At 64.6% G+C, this 19,571-nt stretch carries 17 protein-coding genes; 7 read left to right on the plus strand and 10 right to left on the minus strand.

The window, feature by feature from the left end:
• Window positions 1-82: 82 nt before the first annotated feature.
• Together CIT39_RS11720 and CIT39_RS11725 are read right to left on the minus strand one after the other, a co-directional pair.
• On the minus strand, window positions 83-853 hold the full coding sequence (locus CIT39_RS11720; protein ID WP_094975204.1) for an SDR family NAD(P)-dependent oxidoreductase: 771 nt from the start codon (window positions 851-853) through the stop codon (window positions 83-85).
• A 176-nt stretch (window positions 854-1,029) separates the two neighbouring features.
• A complete protein-coding gene (locus CIT39_RS11725) occupies window positions 1,030-1,317 on the minus strand; it encodes a hypothetical protein (protein WP_092024185.1) in 288 nt (95 codons plus the stop codon).
• Between the two features lie 57 nt (window positions 1,318-1,374).
• Between CIT39_RS11725 and CIT39_RS11730 the strand changes: the two genes are divergently transcribed.
• The 3 genes from CIT39_RS11730 to CIT39_RS11740 all read left to right on the plus strand — a co-directional run bounded on the left by CIT39_RS11730 (window position 1,375) and on the right by CIT39_RS11740 (window position 7,321).
• Window positions 1,375-2,775, plus strand: coding sequence for a CoA transferase (locus CIT39_RS11730; RefSeq protein WP_094975203.1), 1,401 nt, complete (start codon window positions 1,375-1,377; stop codon window positions 2,773-2,775).
• A gap of 145 nt (window positions 2,776-2,920) precedes the next feature.
• Window positions 2,921-4,165 carry an efflux RND transporter periplasmic adaptor subunit gene (locus CIT39_RS11735; RefSeq protein WP_094975202.1) on the plus strand — a complete coding sequence of 415 codons (1,245 nt, stop codon included), beginning with the start codon at window positions 2,921-2,923 and terminating at the stop codon, window positions 4,163-4,165.
• 39 nt (window positions 4,166-4,204) lie between these two features.
• Window positions 4,205-7,321 carry an efflux RND transporter permease subunit gene (locus CIT39_RS11740; protein WP_094975201.1) on the plus strand — a complete coding sequence of 1,039 codons (3,117 nt, stop codon included), beginning with the start codon at window positions 4,205-4,207 and terminating at the stop codon, window positions 7,319-7,321.
• A gap of 3 nt (window positions 7,322-7,324) precedes the next feature.
• Here the strand turns inward: CIT39_RS11740 and CIT39_RS11745 are convergent, their stop codons facing one another.
• From CIT39_RS11745 to CIT39_RS11765, 5 genes are all read right to left on the minus strand, one after another.
• Window positions 7,325-8,284 carry an amidohydrolase family protein gene (locus CIT39_RS11745; RefSeq protein ID WP_094975200.1) on the minus strand — a complete coding sequence of 320 codons (960 nt, stop codon included), beginning with the start codon at window positions 8,282-8,284 and terminating at the stop codon, window positions 7,325-7,327.
• Between the two features lie 52 nt (window positions 8,285-8,336).
• Complete coding sequence (locus tag CIT39_RS11750; protein WP_155526018.1) at window positions 8,337-8,504, minus strand: hypothetical protein; 168 nt, start codon at window positions 8,502-8,504, stop codon at window positions 8,337-8,339.
• A 25-nt stretch (window positions 8,505-8,529) separates the two neighbouring features.
• Window positions 8,530-9,960: a TolC family outer membrane protein gene (locus CIT39_RS11755; protein ID WP_094975199.1), complete on the minus strand. Its 1,431-nt coding sequence runs from the start codon at window positions 9,958-9,960 to the stop codon at window positions 8,530-8,532.
• Between the two features lie 186 nt (window positions 9,961-10,146).
• Window positions 10,147-10,926, minus strand: a complete 780-nt coding sequence (locus tag CIT39_RS11760) for an enoyl-CoA hydratase (protein WP_094975198.1) — start codon at window positions 10,924-10,926, stop codon at window positions 10,147-10,149.
• A 151-nt stretch (window positions 10,927-11,077) separates the two neighbouring features.
• Complete coding sequence (locus tag CIT39_RS11765) at window positions 11,078-11,764, minus strand: hypothetical protein (protein WP_094975197.1); 687 nt, start codon at window positions 11,762-11,764, stop codon at window positions 11,078-11,080.
• Between the two features lie 291 nt (window positions 11,765-12,055).
• Here CIT39_RS11765 and CIT39_RS11770 point away from each other — a divergent pair, with 291 nt between their 5' ends.
• Both CIT39_RS11770 and CIT39_RS11775 read left to right on the plus strand, forming a co-directional pair.
• Window positions 12,056-12,601: a sigma-70 family RNA polymerase sigma factor gene (locus CIT39_RS11770; RefSeq protein ID WP_094975196.1), complete on the plus strand. Its 546-nt coding sequence runs from the start codon at window positions 12,056-12,058 to the stop codon at window positions 12,599-12,601.
• Window positions 12,602-12,603: 2 nt separating this feature from the next.
• Window positions 12,604-13,242, plus strand: coding sequence for an NrsF family protein (locus tag CIT39_RS11775; protein ID WP_094975195.1), 639 nt, complete (start codon window positions 12,604-12,606; stop codon window positions 13,240-13,242).
• Between the two features lie 61 nt (window positions 13,243-13,303).
• Here the strand turns inward: CIT39_RS11775 and CIT39_RS11780 are convergent, their stop codons facing one another.
• The 3 genes from CIT39_RS11780 to CIT39_RS11790 form a co-directional block, all read right to left on the minus strand.
• On the minus strand, window positions 13,304-15,325 hold the full coding sequence (locus CIT39_RS11780) for a hypothetical protein (RefSeq protein ID WP_148667311.1): 2,022 nt from the start codon (window positions 15,323-15,325) through the stop codon (window positions 13,304-13,306).
• A 215-nt stretch (window positions 15,326-15,540) separates the two neighbouring features.
• Window positions 15,541-16,644 carry a DUF2336 domain-containing protein gene (locus CIT39_RS11785; protein ID WP_094975193.1) on the minus strand — a complete coding sequence of 368 codons (1,104 nt, stop codon included), beginning with the start codon at window positions 16,642-16,644 and terminating at the stop codon, window positions 15,541-15,543.
• A gap of 64 nt (window positions 16,645-16,708) precedes the next feature.
• A complete protein-coding gene (locus CIT39_RS11790; protein ID WP_094975192.1) occupies window positions 16,709-17,869 on the minus strand; it encodes a GGDEF domain-containing protein in 1,161 nt (386 codons plus the stop codon).
• A gap of 436 nt (window positions 17,870-18,305) precedes the next feature.
• On the opposite strand from CIT39_RS11790, the gene CIT39_RS11795 reads away from it, so the two are divergent.
• On the plus strand, window positions 18,306-18,875 hold the full coding sequence (locus CIT39_RS11795) for a sigma-70 family RNA polymerase sigma factor (protein ID WP_162307447.1): 570 nt from the start codon (window positions 18,306-18,308) through the stop codon (window positions 18,873-18,875).
• A complete protein-coding gene (locus CIT39_RS11800) occupies window positions 18,872-19,567 on the plus strand; it encodes a hypothetical protein (protein ID WP_094975191.1) in 696 nt (231 codons plus the stop codon). The genes CIT39_RS11795 and CIT39_RS11800 overlap by 4 nt, the downstream gene beginning before the upstream one ends.
• The last annotated feature ends 4 nt before the right edge of the window (window positions 19,568-19,571 follow it).

Here is a 19,571-nt window from a genome sequence, read left to right on the forward strand (position 1 = left end):
TTCTAGGATCTTTCGCGAAAAGCGGTGGGCACGCTTCGCGTTGCCCACCCTACAAGTTCTTCGATGATGATGCTCCGCTTCCCTAAAAATTCACCCGGTTCGAGATCGCGCCGTCCACGACGAGATTCGATCCGGTGGTGAACCCCGACACCGGGCTTGCCAGAAACACCGCCGCGCTCGCGATCTCCTGCGGCGTTGCCATGCGTCCCGTAGGATTGCGCTTCATCGCGTCGTTGTAACGCTCGGGCATGTTCTTCTCGACCATCTCCCAGACCCCGCCCTTGAAATAGACCGTGCCGGGCGACACGACATTCACGCGGATCTTCTTCTTCGCATGTTGCCGCGCCAGTCCCTTGGCCATGTGGATCAGCGCCGCCTTGATCGGGCCGTAGGAGCTGGCCGTGTCGGCCTGCGCCGCCGAGATCGAGGAGATGATGACGAAGGCGGCGTCGCCGCTTCTTTCTCCGCTCGCTTCGAGGAACGGCCGCGCGGCATCGAACGCATGCACGGCACCGAGCAGGTCGAGCCTGAAATTCTGCTCCCACGATGCTGCATCGTGGCCCTGCGCCATCGCGCCGGCATTGGAGAACAGCATGTCGATGCCGCCAAGCTCTTTGGCTGCACCCTCGATCCAGGATTTCAGCGCCGCGCCGTCGGTCACGTTGACCGGGCCGCCGGTGGCGTTGACGCCCTGCGCCTTTAGCTCGGCGACGGTGGCTGCAACCTGATCGGCATTGCGCGCGCACACCGCGACATTGGTGCCTTCACCGGCGAGCGTCGCCGCAATCGCCCGCCCGATGCCGCGCGTGCCGCCCAGCACGATGGCGTTCTTGCCTTTGAGACCGAGATCCATTGTTGAGTTTCCTTTTTGTTGATGTGGAGAGTGTAGCTGTTTCCGGAGATATGCTGAACTCTCCAATTCATTATTGCGAGCGCAGCGAAGCAATCCAGAAATGCATCCGTGGAGGCAGTCTGGATTGCTTCGTCGCAACAGCTCCTCGCAATGACGTGGAGAGAGGCAGGGCCCATTCACTCCGGCGCCGCACCGACCGGCGGGCCGCCGGGCGGGCGGTGCAAGAATGTGAGCGACGCGTAGGCGCCGGCCCAAGAGCCGATCGCGGCGAAGGCAACGTAAAAGGCGTTTTCGGTGTAGCTGATCACGGCGTAGGAGGAGAGCATGTACCAGACCGCGCTCCAGTTCGCCGCTGGCACGCGTTTTCGCGCGATCACGGCCGAGGTGAACATGACATAGACCGCGTCTGTGGCCGCCGTTGCGATGAACACGGCGCCTGCGGTAAGGGGGTCGATGGCGGCCATTGCATTTCCTTATGTGCTATTGGATGGTCGCCGAAAACCTAGGGGAGAGAAGCGGCCATGCAAAGCCCTGCCGACATTCTCAAGGACATCTGGACCTCCGCCGGCGGCGATGCGCCGGCGCTCGAGCGCGTCCGGCTGAGTGGTGAGGAGCCTCAGCTTCCGTCCTCTTTCCGCGTCGCAATTGCCGGACAGACAGCCATCGCGGCCGCCGGCCTTGCCGCGGCTGAAATCTGGCGGCTGCGCAGTGGCCAGACGCAGGACGTGAGCGTCGATCTGCGCCACGCCGTCGCCGAATGCCGTTCCGAGCGCTATCTGCGCGTCGACGACAAGCCGCCGCCGCCCGCCTGGGACGCCATCGCCGGCGTCTACAGGGCCGGCGACAATCGATTCGTTCGTTGCCACACCAATTTTCCGCATCACCGCGATGCCGTCTGCAAGGTGCTCGGCTGTGATGCGGAGCGCGACAAGGTGCAGGCGGCGCTGATGCAATGGAAGGGCGAGGATTTTGAAATCGCGGCTTACGCCGCGGGCGGCGTCGTTGCGCTGATGCGCTCCTACGACGAATGGTCAGCGCTGCCGCAGGCGCGCGCGCTCGCGCAATTGCCGCTGATCTCGATTGAGAAGATCGGCGAAGCCCCGCCAAAGCCGTGGCCAGAAGGCGATCGTCCGCTGTCGGGCCTTCGCGTACTCGATCTCTCCCGCGTCATCGCAGGCCCCGTCGCCGGCCGCACGCTCGCTGCGCATGGTGCGGACGTGCTACTGGTGTCGGGTCCGGAGTTGCCCGCCATCGACTGGCTCACCATCGATACCGGGCGCGGCAAGCTCACCACCTTCATCGAGTTGAAGAGCGAGACGGGCAGGGCGCAGTTGCGCGAATTGTTGCGGGACGCCGACATCTTCTCGCAGGGCTATCGTCCACGCGCGCTCGCTGCCCTCGGCTTCGCGCCCGAGGACGCAGCTCAGATCAACCCCGGCATCGTCTATGTGACGCTGTCGGCCTATGGCCACACCGGCCCCTGGGCCGAGCGGCGCGGCTTCGATTCCCTGGTGCAAACCACCACCGGCTTCAACGATGCGGAAGGAAGGGCCGCCGGCATCGACGGTCCGAAGGAATTGCCGGCGCAGATGCTCGACCACGCCACCGGTTATCTGATGGCGTTCGGCGCGATGATGGCGAAGATGCGCCAGGCGCGCGAAGGCGGCAGCTGGCACGTGCGCGTGTCACTGGCGCAGACCGGGCGATGGCTGTGGAATCTCGGCCGCCTCGATGGCGGACTGAACACTCCGGATCTTACGGGCGAGGCCGTACATGCTGCGTTCATCGAGAGCATGCCATCTGGCTTCGGCATGTTGAAGGCGGTGCGTCATGCGGCGCTACTGTCGACGACACCGGCGCAATGGTCTCGTCCGGCGATGCCGCTCGGCAGTCATCCGGCGCAATGGCCGGCGCGAAGCTGACGTGAAGCTGACATGTCGCAAAATTTTAACGCAAACCGAAAGGCGCGCAGCGTTTTTTAGGTTGTTTGAAATCGCAATTCGGCACTATTAGCGCGACCGACAAGGCAAGCATCTGCCAAGATCGTCGCAGACACGACCGGGCTCCATGGTAGTTGAAAATACCAAGCGATTGCAGGTGTTTACAAAGCAACGGGTGATCACGTCCGTAGTTCTACTATGCCTTGCCGGCGCCGGTGCCTACGGCTTCCTCGCTTCGGGGTCCAAGGACAAGAAGCACTCCGAGATATCCAGCCAGTCGCGCAGGAATGCGCAGAACTTCACGCCGACGCCCTCGGAATGGGCATCGCTGACGATCGAGCCGGTCAAGGCCAGAGCCTTCCGCGCCGAATATGTCACCGAAGGCAAGGTCGCCGTCGACGAGGACCGTTCGACGCCGGTGTTCTCGCCCTATGCGGGGCGCGTCACCAAGCTGTTCGCCAAGCCGGGTGAGATGCTGAAGCAGGGCCAACCGCTGTTCACGATCGAGGCCGCGGATACGGTGCAGGCTCAGAACGATTTCATCGCAGCGATGACCTCGCAGAACAAGGCGAAGTCGGCGATCGACCTTGCCGATATCCAATTCAGGCGCGCCAAGGATCTCTATGAAGGCCACGCCATTCCGCTGAAGGATTATCAGCAGGCGGAGGCGACGCAGGTTCAGGCACAGAACGACATGCGCTCCTCGGCCACCGCGCTGGAAGCCGCGCGCAGCAAGCTGCGCATCCTCGGCTTCACCGACGAGGCCATCAAGACGTTCCAGGACAAGGGCGTCATCGATCGGGAGATCACGATTTACTCGCCGATCTCCGGCACGGTCGTGCAGCGCAAGATCGGCCCCGGCCAATACGTCAATTCCGGCGCCAGCGATCCGGTCTTCGTGGTCGGCGATCTCTCGACGGTCTGGCTCACCGCCTTCGTGCGCGAGAGCGACGCCGCCGCGGTCTGTATCGGCCAGGACATTACCGTCAACGTGATGGCGCTGCCGGGCCGCCCCTTGACCGGCAAGATCAATTACGTTGCCGCCGCGATCGACCCCAACACCCGCCGCCTGCTGGTCCGCGCCACCATCGACAACAAGGACGGGCTGCTCAAGCCCGAGATGTTCGCCAACGTCACGATCTATTCGGCGGGCGACCGCGCCGCGCCCGCCGTGCCGAAGCAGGCGCTGATCTATGAGGCCGACAAGGTCCGCCTCTGGGTCGCACGTGAGGACAAGTCGGTCGAGCTGCGCGAAATCAAGATCGGCCTCATCAACGGCAACCTGGTCGAGGTCACCAGAAATTTGAATCCCGGCGAGCAGATCGTCGTCAAAGGCAGCCTGTTCATCGACCGCGCGGCGTCCGGCAGCTGATCGACCGCCCAAGAAAACGAAGACAAGCTGAAGACCTGAATGGATCGCCTCGTCGCCCTTGCCGTCAACCGGCGCTTCCTGATGGTCGGGATGTTCGTCGCCGTGCTGATCGGCGGCGTCATCGCGTTCAACCAGCTCAACATCGAGGCCTATCCCGATCCGACCCCGCCGATGGTCGACATCGTGACGCAGTCGCCGGGGCTGTCGGCGGAGGAGATCGAGCGCTACATCACCATCCCGATCGAGACCCAGGTCGCAGGCCTGAAGAACATCACGACCATCCGCACCATCTCGCTCTACGGTCTCTCCGACGTCAAGATTCAGTTCTCGTTCGCCTACACCTATGACGAGGCGTTGCAGCAGGTGTTGAACCGCCTGGCGCAGCTCGCGCCGCTGCCGGGCAACGTGCAGCCGCAGATCTCGCCGCTCAGCCCGATCGGCGAGATCTTCCGCTACCGCCTGGTCGGTCCGCCGAACTACAGCGTGCTCGATCTCAAGACCATCCAGGACTGGATCCTGCAGCGCCGATTCCGCGCCGTGCCGGGGGTCATCGACGTCACCGGCTGGGGTGGCAAGAGCAAGACCTATGAGCTCCAGGTCGACTTCAACAAGCTGGTCGCCAACGGCCTGACGCTGCCGCAATTGCTCCAGGCGGTCGGCAATTCCAACGTCAATGTCGGCGGCAACACCGTCAATATCGGCCAGCAATCGGCCGTCGTGCGCGGCGTCGGCCTGATCCGGTCGATCGACGATCTCGCCAATACCATGGTGGCGCAGACCGGCGGCAATCCGGTGCTGGTGAAGGACGTCGCTACCGTCACCGTCGGCCAGAAGCCTCGTCTCGGCATTGCCGGCATCGACGAGGCGGACGACATCGTGCAGGGCATCGTGCTGATGCGCCGCGGCGAGCAGAGCTCGCCGACCATCAAGCGTGTCCACCAGCTCGTCCGGCAGATCAACAACTCCAGCATCCTGCCGCCCGGCGTGCGCATCGAGCGCATCTACGACCGCGGCGACCTGATCGCGCTCACCACGCACACGGTGCTGCACAACATGATCGTCGGCATTCTGCTGATCGTTCTGTTGCAGTGGATATTCCTCGGCGACCTGCGCAGCGCGCTGATCGTCGGCGCCACCATTCCGTTCGCGCTGTTCTTCGCGGTCATCATCCTGGTGCTGCGCGGAGAATCGGCCAATCTGCTGTCGGTCGGCGCGATCGATTTCGGCCTCATCGTCGACGCCACCGTCATCATGGTGGAGGCGATCTTCCGCCGTCTGACCCAGACGACGCCGATGTCCGAGACCGAGCATATGTCCCATGAGACGCTGTTCGGCATGAAGAGCCACGCCATCCTCAGCGCGGCCGCCGACGTCTCGCGCTCGATCTTCTTCGCCGCGGCGATCATCATCGCGGCCTTCCTGCCGCTGTTCACGCTGTCGGGCGTCGAGGGCAACATCTTCGGGCCCATGGCCCGCACCTATGCCTATGCGCTGGCGGGCGGGCTCCTTGCGACCTTCACCGTCACGCCGGCATTGTCCGCGATCATCCTGCCCGCGCATGTCGAGGAAACCGAGACCAGGGTGATGCGGATCCTGCACCGGTTGTACTCGCCGTTGCTGCAATGGGCGGTCGCCAACCGCAACATCGTGCTCGGAGGTGCGGTCGGTCTCGTGCTGATGACGGTGGCGCTGAGCCGGCTGCTCGGCCTCGAATTCCTGCCCAAGCTGGAAGAGGGCAATCTCTGGATTCGCGCCACGCTGCCGCCGACCATCTCGCTCCAGGAAGGAAACTCCTACGTCAACGAGATGCGCAAGGTGATCCGCGCCCGGCCCGAGGTCGAGTCCGTCGTATCGCAGCACGGCCGTCCCGACGACGGCACCGACGCCGCGGGCTTCTTCAACGCCGAGTTCTTCGCGCCGCTGAAGCCGATCAGCCAATGGCCCGGCACCCGCGACAAGGAGGAACTGACCGCGCAACTGCTCAAGCAACTCGACGATCGCTTCCCCGGCGTCGAGTTCAATTTCTCGCAATATCTCCAGGACAACGTCTCCGAAGCCGTATCCGGCGTGAAGGGCGAGAACTCGATCAAGCTGTTCGGCAGCGACCTTCAGGCGCTCACCGACACCGCCAACAAGATCAAGTCGGTGCTGGCCACGGTGCAGGGCGTCACCGATCTTGCGGTGTTCACTTCGCTGGGGCAGCCGACCGTCCAGATCGACATCGACCGCGCCAAGGCTGCGCGCTATGGCCTTGCGCCGGGCGACATCAACGCCACCATCAAGGTCGCGATCGGCGGCGACACGGCGGGCGATCTCTACGAGTCCGGCTCCGATCGTCACTTCCCGATCATCGTCCGTCTCGCGCCGGAATATCGCCGCAGTGCCGAGGCGATCCAGAATTTGCGCATCGGCGCGCCCGGGCCGAACGGCACCGTCACGCAGATTCCGCTGAGCGAGGTCGCCACCATCAGCCTCGTCTCGGGCGCCGCCTACATCTATCGCGAGCAGCAGGAACGCTATCTGCCGATCAAGTTCTCGGTGCGCGAGCGCGATCTCGGCAGCGCCATCAGCGAGGCCCAACAGAAGATCGCCGAACAGGTGCAGCTGCCGCCGGGCTCGCGCATGGAATGGGTCGGCGAGTTCGGCAATCTCCAGGACGCGATCCGGCGGCTGTCGATCGTGGTACCGATCTCGCTGGCGCTGATCGGCGTGCTGCTCTGGTTCAATTTCGGCTCGATGACGGATACACTGCTCGCGATGAGCGTGATCCCGATGGCGATCTTCGGCGGCGTTCTGGGGCTGTTGATAACAGGCACGGCATTCAGCGTCTCCGCGGCGATCGGGTTCATCGCGCTGTTCGGCATCGCCGTGATGGACGGCATCATCATCCTGTCGCAGTACAACCAGCTGATCGAAGAGGGCATGGACCGCATGAGCGCGGTGGTGCGGACCGGCGAGCTTCAGCTCCGGCCGGTGCTGATGACCTGCGTCGTCGCCGGCGTCGGGTTGCTGCCGGCGGCGCTGTCCGAGGGTATCGGTTCGCAGGTGCAGAAGCCGCTCGCGGTCGTCGTAGTCACCGGCATGATGCTGGCGCCGATCGTGATCCTCGTGACCTTGCCGGTCCTGATCTCGTTCTTCTCGCGCCGCGCACGCTGACCGTCAAAATCCGTAGAGGCGTGCCGGGTTGTCGACCAGGATCTTCTTGCGCACACCGGCGTCCGGTGCCCACACCGGAAGCTGGTTGAGCAGGCGGCCGTCGTCGATCTGATAGAGCGGCGCGATGTCGGTGGGCTTGCGTCCCTCGACATGGCTGGAATCCGGATGCGGCCAGTCGGTGCCCCAGACGACGCGGTCCGCATTCGCGGCGATCAGCGCACGCGCATAGGGCACCATGTCCTGATAGTCGGGCGCGAGCTTCGACGAGCGATACGCGCCGGAGAGCTTCACATAGGCCTTGCCGGATTTGACGAGCGCAACCAGGTCCGCGAATCCCGGCTGCTCCAGCCCGAGCGAGGCCTCGAGCCCGCCGAAATGATCGAACACGGCAGGCACGGGCGCGGCCAGCACGAGCTCCTTGATCGCGGAAATCATCGGCATCGTCGTATAGAGCTGCACATGCCAGCCGCGCGCCTTCATGCGCTCGACGGCGGCGGTGAAGCGGGCGCGGCCGACATCGGGATCGCTGATGCCGCCGGTCGCAAGATTGATGCGGATGCCGCGGAAACCTTCCTGCTGCATCGTATCGAGCCGCGCCTCGGTGGTCCTGTCGTCGATCACGGCCACGCCGCGCGCGGTCGCGCCGCGCGCCTTCATGCCGAACAGGGTGGAGGAATTGTCGGCGCCGTAGACGCTCGGCGTCACGATCACCACGCGCTCGATATGCAGCGCCTTGTGCAGGGCTGCCATTTCGTCCGGGCTCGCCGGCTCCGGCGTATAGACGCGCCCCGCGAAGAACGGAAACTTTTCGACATCGCCGTGGATATGGGTGTGACAGTCGCAGGCGTGCAGCGGGACCTCGAAATTGACCGGCGTTGCGGGTTGCGAGGCACGTGCGTGGGCTTTGGTCATGGCTGCTCCGGCGGCAAGGGAGGCGAACGGGACGCCGCGTCGGCTGAGCATGGTTTCTCTCCCTGCTTCGTTATTTGAACGACGATGCCGGAACAGTATCACATCAGCCTGGCAGCCGCTGCACTTCGCTGCATAGCTGCTCGACGAGGTCCGCAAGCGGGCGTGAGCCGTCAACGCGCGTGATCGGGCAGGGCAGGCCGGCGAGCGCGCGACCGAGCGTCGTCACGCCGGAGCCGGAAGCACCCGTGAGATGGATGCGGCGGCTTTTCATCGGCAACCCGCCAAACGATTTGAAACTACTGCCCCGACGGCGTGCGCAGCCCGTGCCAGGCATCGCGGACCTGGTGGTAGTGCACCTCGGGCAGATAATCCGGCGTGTTCAGGCTGAGCGTCTTGACGTCGAGATGGCCGATGGCGCTGAGCAGCGTGTAGGAGGCGATGACGCGGTCGCGGTTGGCGCCGATCAGGCGGGCCTTGGCCTGAATCAGATCGGCCTGCGAGTTCAAGACGTCGACCGTGGTGCGTTGTCCGCCGGCGGCCTCGCGCTGTACGCCCTGCAGCGCGACGGTTGCGGCCTTCACTTCGGATTCCGAGGCCGACACGGTGATCTTGGCGCCTTCATTGGCAACCCAGGCGCTTACCGCCGCCGTGCGCGCCTGGTTGCGGACCTGGTCGAGCACGAGCCGGCTCTGCGCCGTGATCTCCTTGGCCTGCCGGGTCTGCGCGGCGGCCTGGCCGCCGTCGTAGATCGGCGCGGTGATGTTGGCGACGATCGAGGCCTGGTCCTCGGCGAAGGTACCGAGCGTCGGATCGTTGTTGCGGCTCTTGCTGGCGCTGCCCTGGATGGTGGCGCTCGGCAGCAGGGTGCCTTCGGCGATGCGGATGTTGGTGGAGGCGACATCGACGTCGAAGCCGGCGGCCATCACCGCCGGATGCTGGCGGATTGCCATCGTCATCGCGTCTTCGCGACTCTTCGGCAGATAGCGATCGACAGCTTCGGCGACCCGCAGCTGCGACGGTGCATTGCCGATCACCTGCGCATAGGTCGCCTGGCTGATGGCAAGCGCGACTTCGGCCGCGTTGAGATCGGCAAGGCCGCGGTTGAGGCGCGCTTCGGCCTGCGCGCTGTCGGTCGGCGTGACATCGCCGGCGTTGAGGCGGCGCTGGGTGACCGAGAGCGTCTCGCGCAGGAAGGCGACGTTGGAACGCTGCGCCTCGACCAGCGACTGGTTGGCGAGCACGTTGGTGTAGGCGGTGACCGCGTCGAGCAGCACGCCCTGGCCGACATTGCGCAGCGCCTCGCGGCCCGACTGCACCTGGAGTTCGGCGGCGCGCACGTTGTTGGCGGTGCGGAAGCCGTTGAACAGAGTCTGCGTCACGGTGACGCCGATGATCCATGGCTTCAGATTGCCGGTCTGGATGGTGTTGTCGGGCAGCAGATTGCGCACCGATTGCAGGCCGGCGCTGAGGCTCGCCACGATCTGCGGCCGGTAACCCGCGAGGGCCTGCGGCACGTTCTCGTCCGTGGCGCGTTGTCGCGCACGTTCGGCATTGAGCTGTGGATTGGTCTGGTAGGCCTTGGCGAGTGCCTCCGGCAGGGCTTCGGCCCAGGCGGCGGAGGGCAGGGCGCAGCACAGCGCCAGCGCGGTCCATGTCGCAAGCGCAGGACTCACGCCCGATCGATGCCGCGTCATCTCGCGACCAACTCTGGCGGTACGCCCAATCATGTAATCCCGCTTAACTTGGCTGTCCGCCCCCGCCGACGGTGGCCTCTTAACTGTTTAACCAGCCGAGGTCGCGCAGGCAAACTGCCGCGGGGATAACCCCCATGAAATCCGTGCTTGTTGCAGCTTCGTCACAGGGATTCCGTGGGAACGCGGTCGAGGCTTACACCAGCCTGACCGTGCGCCGGATTACCTGTTCTTGTTCACCGGCTTGCGCTTCTCGATGAATGCCGCCATGCCCTCGGAGCGGTCCTCCAGCGCGAAGGTCGAGTGGAACAGGTTGCGTTCGACGCTCATGCCCTCGGCAAGCGTGGTCTCGAAGGCGCGGTTCACCGCTTCCTTGGCCATCGCGGCCGCAGGGCGCGACATTGCGGCGATCTTCTCGGCCGTCGCCATCACCTCATCCATCAGCTTGTCGGCGGGCACGATGCGGCTGACGAGACCGCTTCGCTCGGCTTCCGCCGCATCCATCATGCGGCCGGTGAGGCAGAGGTCCATCGCCTTGGACTTGCCGATCGCGCGCGTCAGGCGCTGGGTACCGCCGATGCCGGGAATGGTGCCGAGCGTGATCTCGGGCTGGCCGAACTTGGCGGTGTCGGCGGCGATGATGAAATCGCACATCATGGCGAGCTCGCAGCCGCCGCCGAGCGCATAGCCGGAAACAGCGGCGATGGTCGGCTTGCGGCAGCGCGCGACGCGGTCGCCGCCGATCGCGGCAAAATCCTCTGAGAACATGTCGATGAAGCCCTTCGGCTGCATCTCCTTGATGTCGGCGCCGGCGGCAAAGGCCTTCTCGCTGCCGGTCACGACGATGCAGCCGATGGCGTCATCGGCCTCGAGATCGTCGACGGCAGCTGCGATCTCGCGGAAGACGCCGAAGGAGAGCGCGTTGAGCAGCTTCGGCCGGTTCAGCTTGATGATGCCAACCGCGTCTTTGCTTTCGACGATGATGTGTTCGAACGTGCTCATGCTCCACCCACGCTTTTGATCGGGCGAGCAATGTGCCCGCTGACGCGGTGCGCTTCAAGGGGGCAAGGGGCCGCCGGAACACGCCGCGGGATGCGCGTTCCGGTGGCGGTCTCTCAAGCCAGGACATCAGGCCAGGAATTCAGGCCAGCGATCACGCCATGAACATGCGCGCGGCGGACGCCAGCGTCAGCAGCGTGCCGACGCCGATGAAGATCTTGCCGATCAGGGAGCTCTGGTCCCAGGCCGAGCTCTGCTGGCTGCTCGCCATTACCGGTGCCGGCCGGGGCTGCGCCTCGGTTGCGGCAATCACCGCCTTCTGCGCCGGTGGGCTGTCCTGTTGCGCGGCGCGGTCGATGTCGTTGAGCTGATCGGGGGCGACGACCTGAATCTCGGCGTTCTGGCTCTCGGCATTCGCAGCGTTGGTATTATCGGCTGCTGCCTGGACATTGCCGTTGGCGCGGTTCGTCATCGCGGAGGCCGCTGCCGAAGTCGCGGTATCAGCGGCGAGCTGCGCATTGGCGTTGGCGACCGCCGGCGGCATCTGGCTCGAGGCCGCCGCGTCGGTGTCGGCCTTGGTGTCCGCTTTCGGTTCGTCCTTTGCCGGAGCATCAGTCTTATCGGCCGACTTCTGCGCCGTCTTGCTGCTGCCGTTGCGGCGTGACTCGTGGCGTCGGTGCTTGCTCGGCTTGGCCGCATCGGCCTGCTTGCCCGCGCTGTCCGATTTGCCTGTGGCTGAGGCTGGTGCCGCCTGTGCAAGACTTCCCTGTATAAGGCCGCCGAACAGCAACAAAAGCCCGGTCAGAACAATCAGGGCCGCGCCCCCGCTGGCTTTCATCATGGTGATGATCTCCCCAATTCCGCCCGTCCCGGAAGCGAACAGAGACCCCGGGGACGTGACGACAGCGCGGCAGAAAATGGGAATCTTCGGGCTACACCGGGCAAAACCGGGGCAAACCGGCACCCATGGAGCCAGCCGCGGGTGCGGGACGCGCCGATCTCTGTTATGAGCCGTCGCAGACGTTGACGGCCGGATCGGCGGCTGGGCCCGAGGTTGATCACGAATTTGTGATCTCGTCGGGGGCGCGTAACAAATTGAACGAACGGCCGAATTGCTTGGTGAGGGGCGCGCGTGCGCGGACGTGAGGACGAATGGACCGGCCTGATGCGGTCGGCCATGGCAGGCGATGATGCGGCGTATCATCGCCTGTTGAGGGCGGTCACGCCCGTGCTGCGCGCGGCCGCGAGGCGAGGCTTGGCCCGGGCAGGTCAGCCTCCTGACCAGGCAGAGGATATCGTGCAGGAGATTCTGTTGGCGGTGCATCTGAAGCGTCACACCTGGGACAGCGAAGCCCCCTTCGCGCCCTGGCTGTTTGCCATCGGCCGCAACAAGCTGATCGACGCGCTGCGCCGGCGCGGCAGGCGCGTCTTCGTCAACATCGACGATTTCGCCGAAACCCTGCCGGGCGAGGCGCCCGAGGAAACGGCCTCCGCCGGCGAGGTCGCAGCCCAGCTCAACACCCTGCCGCAGCGCCAGCGCGACGTGCTGCAGTCGATCGCGGTCGAGAGCGCTTCGATCAAGGACACGGCGACGAAGTTTTCGATGAGCGAGGGCGCGGTGCGGGTCGCACTCCATCGCGGACTTGCGGCGCTGACGACCAAACTGCGGGACCACTAGTCATGGACACCGATCAACTCATCCGTTCGCTCGCCGCCGACAACACTCATCGCGCGCCGCGCGTCGGCGCCGTGCTGACCATGGCGCTGCTGGTGGCGGCGCCCTTGTCGATCCTGGTCTTCGCGACGTTCCTCGGCGTGCGGCCGGACGTGATGACGGCCATGCACAACCCGTTCTTCGACATGAAGTTCGCGGTGACGCTGTCGCTCGCGATCCCCGCGATCATCGTCAGCCTGCATCTGTCGCGCCCCGAAGCCCTGCTGCGTGGCTGGGGCTGGCTGCTCTTGCTTCCGGTCGGGCTGCTGGCAGTTGCGATCGGCAGCGAGGCGATGATGGCGCCGGCCATGCCGATGACGATGCGCTTGATGGGCAAGAACTCCAGGGTATGCCTGGTCGCAATTCCGGCGATGTCGCTGCCGCTGCTTGCGGGCGCGCTGTTCGGCCTGCGACACGGCGCGCCCTCGCGCCCCGCGCTCGCCGGAGCGCTCGCCGGCCTGGTGTCGGCCGGGCTTGCCGCGACGCTCTATGCCTCGCACTGCACCGACGATTCGCCCCTGTTCGTCGCGACCTGGTACACGCTCGCGACCGCGGTGGTGACGGCGATCGGCGCGGCGGTCGGGGCGAAAGTCCTGAGATACTGACCGCGCCAGCCAGGCCGCGCGGTCCGTCGTCAGCGCTCGAACAACCCGCGCGAGCTTTGCGTCATGACTTCCTGCGATAGAGGATGAACCGGGTGGACTCTTCGGAGTGCTCGAACTGCTCCTGCAGGATCTGGTCGACCATCTCCTTCAACCAATCATATTGGTAGGTCGCGCCGCGTTCCAAAAAGAAATAGTCGGCTCCGGCAAAACTCCTGATCACCTGATCCCGGCTGAACATGTCCCGGAAGGGCATGAAGTCGCTCTTGGGGGCTCGGCCTAGAGTAGGAAGAATTAGCCAATCCTGGTTGGATAACAACAGCATGCGGCCACCGGGTGGCAAGACCTTGTTGACCAGATCGACGTCGCTGGCGTCGAGTGCGACCTTGATTGGGCCCGCGCTTCGTTTCCATCTGAAGCTGGCGATGCTCGGATACTGCAAATACGACCGCAGCCCGATCATCACGTGCTGTCGCCGATCCTGCGCGCTCAGAAGCACGGCGACCGAGACGACGGCGACCGCCCCCAGCGACACGGCCGGCACCAATTGCGACTTTGTTCGGCCGACAGCGGCGCGAAATGCCGATCGGCCCCACCACGCGCCGACGGCAAGATAAGCAAACGCGTTCTGCTGCCACACCGCATCGAGCGACCGGTTCACCCACTTGGTCATGAAAACCAGTGCGACGAGAGACAGAACCAGCAGATAAGCGCGCTCGACGGTGCGTGAACCTGTCCACGCGCCGGCGACGCTCACCGCCGTGCCGATGGCGATCGCGGGCATGACGATCTGGTAGACCGTTCCGAAGCCGGGCTGCCAGATCAGAGTTATCGATACCCAGTTCGAGAAGCTGTGCAGACCGAGCGGGGCAAGGAAGACGTACAGAAAGTCCTTTGAAAGGACCGCCGGGCCGAATGCAGCAACGAACAATCCCAGCAGGAACACGATCGACATGCCGGTGAAAGCCGCGACCTCCCAAACACGGCGCCGCTCCAGCAGCCGCACGCATAGCGCCGCACAAGCCACGGCCCAGGTATAGATCCCCGTTTCGGTGTTCCAAAAGATCGAAACAGCGCAGACGGCGGACAACGCGGCCAACGACCAACCGGACGGTTTCACCATGAGACGCGCCAGAATGCCCACGGCGATGAACACGAACATGTACCGGATCGCGAGCGCGGACGGCCCGCCGAAAGCATCGCCGTCGGCGTACTGGCACAAAGCGAGAAACACGAACGCCAGGACGAAAGGCATCGCCCGGTTCTGGAAGAAGTCCCGCAGCACCCAATATGCCGACACGTGGAAGATCACGAGACTTCCGGCAATGAACCTGATGTAGAGGCAATACAGGGCATTGGCGTCCGCGGTGAGGAACCTGCTCAACAAGTAAGGCGGGCCGTATCCGTAGAACGCCAGGAAGTCGCGGCCGGGCACCATGCCCTTTGCGAAATGATAGAGCGCCGGCCCCGTCAGGTAGGATACCGGGTGATTGCCGCCGGCCGCCCGCGTGGCCATGCCCTGCACGTCCCCGGGCAGGATCAGGGCCAGCAGTGCAGCGATCAGCACTGCATCGACCCATCCAAATTCGAATAGCCCGATCGGTCTGGATTCGGCATCGCCATTGATGTGAATGCGGGTCGGGAAGCGCTTCACGAACGGGATGAAACCGGCGGCGACCATGGCGGTCAGCGCGAGCGCTTGAAATCTGGGCTCGAACGTGGCCCGTAGGAACGGATGCAGCTCTGTGATGATGATCACAGACGAGAGGTAGAACAGAACGAGCGAGTGCCCTTCGAAGAACTTTCGCAGCTTGAGGGCAGCAAACGCTACGGCGGCGCCGAACCCGTAGAACAGGAGATAGAAGATTTTCTCAGCGCGTTTGACAGCTTCGCCGTTCGGGACGGCTGATTGAACGACCGGAAAGTCCAGTGCAAGGTTTACGGCAAGGTCCGGCTTGGCGGCATTCAGGATCAGATAGGCCGAGAGGCCAGCTGCAACGGCGCCAACGCACGCTCCCCACAATGCCAAACTCTGAAAACGCCAAAGCTCAAGTTCTGACCGTGTTATCGGTTTGACAAGACGCAACGGGCCCCCCCCCGGGACGAAATCCTCCGGAAGGCTAGAACAAAAAAATCGTCGACACCATAAGTGCTGCGCCATGGATGGCATGCCCCTGGGGAGAAGGCCCTGGAGCATGATCCCGAATGCGGGGCGTGATCTCTTCGGCCAGGTTGCGTCGTGCGTTTCACAAAAAGGTCACGCTCGACGGTCGAGCCGCGTGACGCTTGCTCAGTCGCGCCTCACGCCACCGGCGTCGCACCCTGCTGCATGCGGTGGAAGCGCAGCACCTGCTGCGCGGTCGAGCTGCGCAGGGCCTCGTAGGCGTCGCGCAGCGTCAGCATGTCGGTCTGCGAGCCGCCGGAGAGCTTCTCGCGCATGGCGATGATGGCGCGCACGCTTGGCCAGGACATGCCCGCGACCTTGGCGAGGACCATCACGCCCTCGGTACGGCTTTCGATCATCATGGTCTCGGCGGTCTCGACCGCGACGCCTGCGAGCGCCGCGAGCCCCGCATTGGTTTCGTCGAATTTGCCCTGCTCGGCGAAACTGGTGACCTGGAATTCGTTGAGACGGCCGTCCTCGTGCAGCGACCTCACCAGCGCGCGCGCCATCTCGGTCTGCTTCGTCGTGGCGGCGGCGCGGACCCGCTGGGCCACTTCCTGCACCACTCTCGATACCTCGTCCACGAGCTCCGGATGCGCGGCCTCGAGCTTCCTGCGCACGCTCAGGGACGCTTTCGCGATCAGCTTCAAATAGTGATGGCGCGGCAGGTCCGGCCGCTGGCCGATGCAGGTGGCGAGGTCGTCGTCGCGTTCGGCGCGGGTGACGAGATCGGTGAGGCTTCCCTCGGAGAGTCGCGCGCCCGGATTGCCGACGGTCGACTGCACCACGTCCTCGTTGCCGCGCGTCACCAGCACGTCGGTCAGCGCTTCCGACAGCACCCGTCGCAGCGAGATCGCCTTGAGATGCGCCTGGCCTCGCGTGCGCGCGATCTCGATCAAGGTCGTCTCGTCCAGCCGTTCCGATCTCGACAGCACGGGGCCGGAGACCTCGATGACCTCGTCGAGCGCGAGTGCGCGGATGATTTTCGGCGGCGCGGCCGCGATCGGCGCGAGGCGGCCGGCGAGCAGCACCCTGGCCGAGTTCTCGATCTGCTCGATCAGGCACTGGAATACGTCGTCGAACACGCGGATGTGGTCGTCGGAATAGTCCACCGCGTTGCCCACGAACAGATCGGTGACGCGGCGCAGCGTCTCGACCCGGCGCGCGACGGTGCCGTGCGAGAGCGCGGCCTGCAGTTCCTCGAGCAAATTCTCGGATGTCTTCGCGGATCTGGATATCATGGCCCTGTCCTGGAGCGCTTGGTCCGGCGGCGGCTTCTGTCGCAGCAGGAAAAAAACGGATTGGTCAGCTGGTTGCAATGCGGTTGCGCCCTTGCGCCTTGGCGGAATAGAGCGCGCGATCGGCGCGCGCGAGAAACGTGTCGGCAGTATCGACGTCGCGCAGCGTCACGACGCCCGCGGAAATGGTCACGTGCATATTCAGGGAGAATGCGCTCCAGTCGAGATCGGCGACGATGCTGCGCAAGCGCTCGAGCATGCGTTGTGCGGCGTCACCCGACGTGTCCGGCAGCAGCAGCAGGAATTCCTCGCCGCCGTAGCGGCCGAAGCAATCGGCCGGACGGATGTTGGCGAACATGGTGATCGCGAAGGTGCGCAGCACTTCGTCGCCGACGGGGTGGCCGTGGGCGTCGTTGATGCGCTTGAACCAGTCGAGATCGATCAGCGCGATCGCGCAAGGCGTCGATGCCTGCCGCGACTTTTCGATCTCGGCGTCGAGAAGCCGCATGATGCAGCGACGGTTGTAGGAACCGGTGAGCTCGTCGAGCTCGGCCAGCTCCTCGATGCGCTGATAGGCATCCTTCAGCTCGATGCTGCGCCGGTACAGGATCTTGCGCAGGGTGGCGCCGAACAGGCCGAGGAAAGCGCACTGGCCGATCACCAGCACGAAGCAGAGCATCGAGGCGGTTCGCTCGAGGCGGGTCGTAACCGGCAGTCCGATCGGCAGGTCAGAGCCCAGGAAGACCAGCGCGAGCCCGCCGGTGGCAAGGCCCCAGGTGAGCATCGCCTGGCTCGAGGTCATCCGCAGCGTGCCGAACGCGAAGATCAGAAACAGCACGGCGATGAACGCGACCCCGACCGTGGGCACGGCGAGCAGGAACACCAGCTGCACTGCCATATGCGCCGAGATCTGGAAGACGGTGAGGTAATGGTCCTCGAACCGGTCGCCGAAGCCGGCTTCCGACAGCACGGTGAACGTCCCGATGATCAGGAGACCGCCGAGCCAGAACAGCGACGGAACGACCATGGAGACCGCGCCAGCATAGGCGTAGAGCAACAGGACCGAGGCGCCCAGCGAATAGCTCGCCACTTGGCCGATATACATCTGGCGGCGCTGCCGGGCCCGGCGCGCCAGCACTTCGGGGGGCGCCGCCCCCTCGGGCGAGAGCACGAGATCCGCGACCTCAGCGGCATTCCTGTCGGGAAAGGACGTCGCGGCCGTGCTCATGGTCCCGCCAATGGTGGATGTCCGCGTAAAAATCTACGTGGCAAGCCTTTAGGTTTGGTATCCTTTGAAACCGAATCCGAACCGTGCAGCGCAGAACAAGGTGGCAGGCTCGGCGGGAGAATTTTTGCCGGCGATAGGGCATCGGTTAGCGATGCGATCGAGCCTAAGCCGGGCTTGGCGAGACATATGTCGTGCAGGACTGCTATGGAACCGGACGAGGTCGGCCTGTGCCGGACAGGCATTCCGCAGGGAAGTATTGCAGTATTATGTTACCGATCTTGATGAAAGCGGCCGACGACCGCGGGTGGGACGAAAACAATACGCGTATGTGGGGTGGATCACACAGGCGCCCGTATGACTGCGGTATCCTGAACAATTTTGCCCCCCCTGTCGAACCGTCCGCCGCGCCGACCCGACCAACTTTGCGAGACGGGCATTGAGCGTGACACAGGCGGCTTCGGACGAGGTCCTGATCGCCAGGATCGCTCAAGGTGACCGGCTCGCCATGCAGGTGCTGTACGGGCGGCACCATGTCAGGGTGTATCGTTTCGGGCTGAGGCTCGTGCGGGACGAGCAGGCGGCGGAAGACCTCATCAGCGAGGTGTTTCTCGACGTCTGGCGTCAAGCCGGCAAGTTCGAGGGCCGATCCGCCGTTTCTACCTGGCTGCTGGCAATTACCCGGTTCAAGGCCCTGTCTGCGCTCCGGCGCAGGAAGGATTTTGAACTGGACGAAGACGCCGCCAACGCGATCGAGGACACGTCCGACAATCCGGAAACGGCGGTGCAGAAGAAAGATACAAGTGCTGCGTTGCGGGAGTGTCTGACGGGCCTCTCGCCGGACCACCGGGAAATCGTCGATCTCGTCTACTACCACGAGAAGTCCGTGGAAGAGGTGGCCGAAATCGTCGGAATACCGGAGAACACTGTGAAGACGCGCTTGTTCTATGCGCGCAAGAAATTGGCCGAACTGCTGAAGGCAGCCGGCGTTGAGCGAGGCTGGCCATGATGGCTTTGAGCAAGAAGATGCTGGAGCAAGAGCCCGGTGAAATTGAACTCCTGCTGCCGTGGCACGCTGCCGGCACGCTGAACGCGCGCGATGCGCGGCGGGTCGAGGAAGCGCTGGCGCGCGACCCCGAGCTTGCCAGGCAATATGCCGCGATCCGCGGCGAGTACGAAGAGACCATCCATCTGAACGAGAGCCTCGGGGCTCCCTCGGCGCGCGCGATGCAGAAATTGTTCGCCGCGATCGACGCCGAGCCGGCGCGGGCGAGCGGCTCGCTGCCATTGTCGGCGCGCATCTCGACCTTCTTCGCGAGCCTGTCGCCGCGCACATTGGCGTGGTCGGCGAGCCTCGGTGCCATCGCGCTGATGCTGCAGGCCGGAATCATCGGCGCCGTGCTGATGAAGAACCAGCCTGCGACCTTCCAGACAGCTTCGCTCTCGACCAGCGGTCCGATCACACGCGAACTCGGCACGGCTGTTCCGCCGGCGCGCGCGCTGGTGCGCTTCACGCCCGAGGCCCGCGTCGGCGACATCACCGCGTTGCTCGACAGCTACCAGGCCTCGATCATCGGCGATGCCAAGGGCGGCATGTTCCGCCTCCAGTTCGACAAGGCGATGAGCCAGGACGAGCTCGCTTCGCTGCTCGGCAGGATGCAGCGTGAGAAGTTCGTCAACCTCGCCGTCGCGGCGCCCTAGCGCG

Origin of the sequence: Bradyrhizobium symbiodeficiens, from assembly GCF_002266465.3 — a bacterium.
Lineage (GTDB): Bacteria > Pseudomonadota > Alphaproteobacteria > Rhizobiales > Xanthobacteraceae > Bradyrhizobium > Bradyrhizobium symbiodeficiens.

What these genes read in the sequence shown, in the direction of transcription:
- CIT39_RS11740 (WP_094975201.1), top strand. Translation starts at nt 4,205, where the DNA reads ATGGATCGCCTCGTCGCCCTTGCCGTCAACCGGCGCTTCCTGATGGTC.
- CIT39_RS11750 (WP_155526018.1), bottom strand. Translation starts at nt 8,504, where the DNA reads ATGAAAAGCCGCCGCATCCATCTCACGGGTGCTTCCGGCTCCGGCGTG.
- CIT39_RS11765 (WP_094975197.1), bottom strand. Translation starts at nt 11,764, where the DNA reads ATGATGAAAGCCAGCGGGGGCGCGGCCCTGATTGTTCTGACCGGGCTT.
- CIT39_RS11760 (WP_094975198.1), bottom strand. Translation starts at nt 10,926, where the DNA reads ATGAGCACGTTCGAACACATCATCGTCGAAAGCAAAGACGCGGTTGGC.
- CIT39_RS11745 (WP_094975200.1), bottom strand. Translation starts at nt 8,284, where the DNA reads ATGCTCAGCCGACGCGGCGTCCCGTTCGCCTCCCTTGCCGCCGGAGCA.
- CIT39_RS11730 (WP_094975203.1), top strand. Translation starts at nt 1,375, where the DNA reads ATGCAAAGCCCTGCCGACATTCTCAAGGACATCTGGACCTCCGCCGGC.
- CIT39_RS11725 (WP_092024185.1), bottom strand. Translation starts at nt 1,317, where the DNA reads ATGGCCGCCATCGACCCCCTTACCGCAGGCGCCGTGTTCATCGCAACG.
- CIT39_RS11800 (WP_094975191.1), top strand. Translation starts at nt 18,872, where the DNA reads ATGATGGCTTTGAGCAAGAAGATGCTGGAGCAAGAGCCCGGTGAAATT.
- CIT39_RS11735 (WP_094975202.1), top strand. Translation starts at nt 2,921, where the DNA reads ATGGTAGTTGAAAATACCAAGCGATTGCAGGTGTTTACAAAGCAACGG.
- CIT39_RS11790 (WP_094975192.1), bottom strand. Translation starts at nt 17,869, where the DNA reads ATGAGCACGGCCGCGACGTCCTTTCCCGACAGGAATGCCGCTGAGGTC.
- CIT39_RS11775 (WP_094975195.1), top strand. Translation starts at nt 12,604, where the DNA reads ATGGACACCGATCAACTCATCCGTTCGCTCGCCGCCGACAACACTCAT.
- CIT39_RS11720 (WP_094975204.1), bottom strand. Translation starts at nt 853, where the DNA reads ATGGATCTCGGTCTCAAAGGCAAGAACGCCATCGTGCTGGGCGGCACG.
- CIT39_RS11755 (WP_094975199.1), bottom strand. Translation starts at nt 9,960, where the DNA reads ATGATTGGGCGTACCGCCAGAGTTGGTCGCGAGATGACGCGGCATCGA.
- CIT39_RS11785 (WP_094975193.1), bottom strand. Translation starts at nt 16,644, where the DNA reads ATGATATCCAGATCCGCGAAGACATCCGAGAATTTGCTCGAGGAACTG.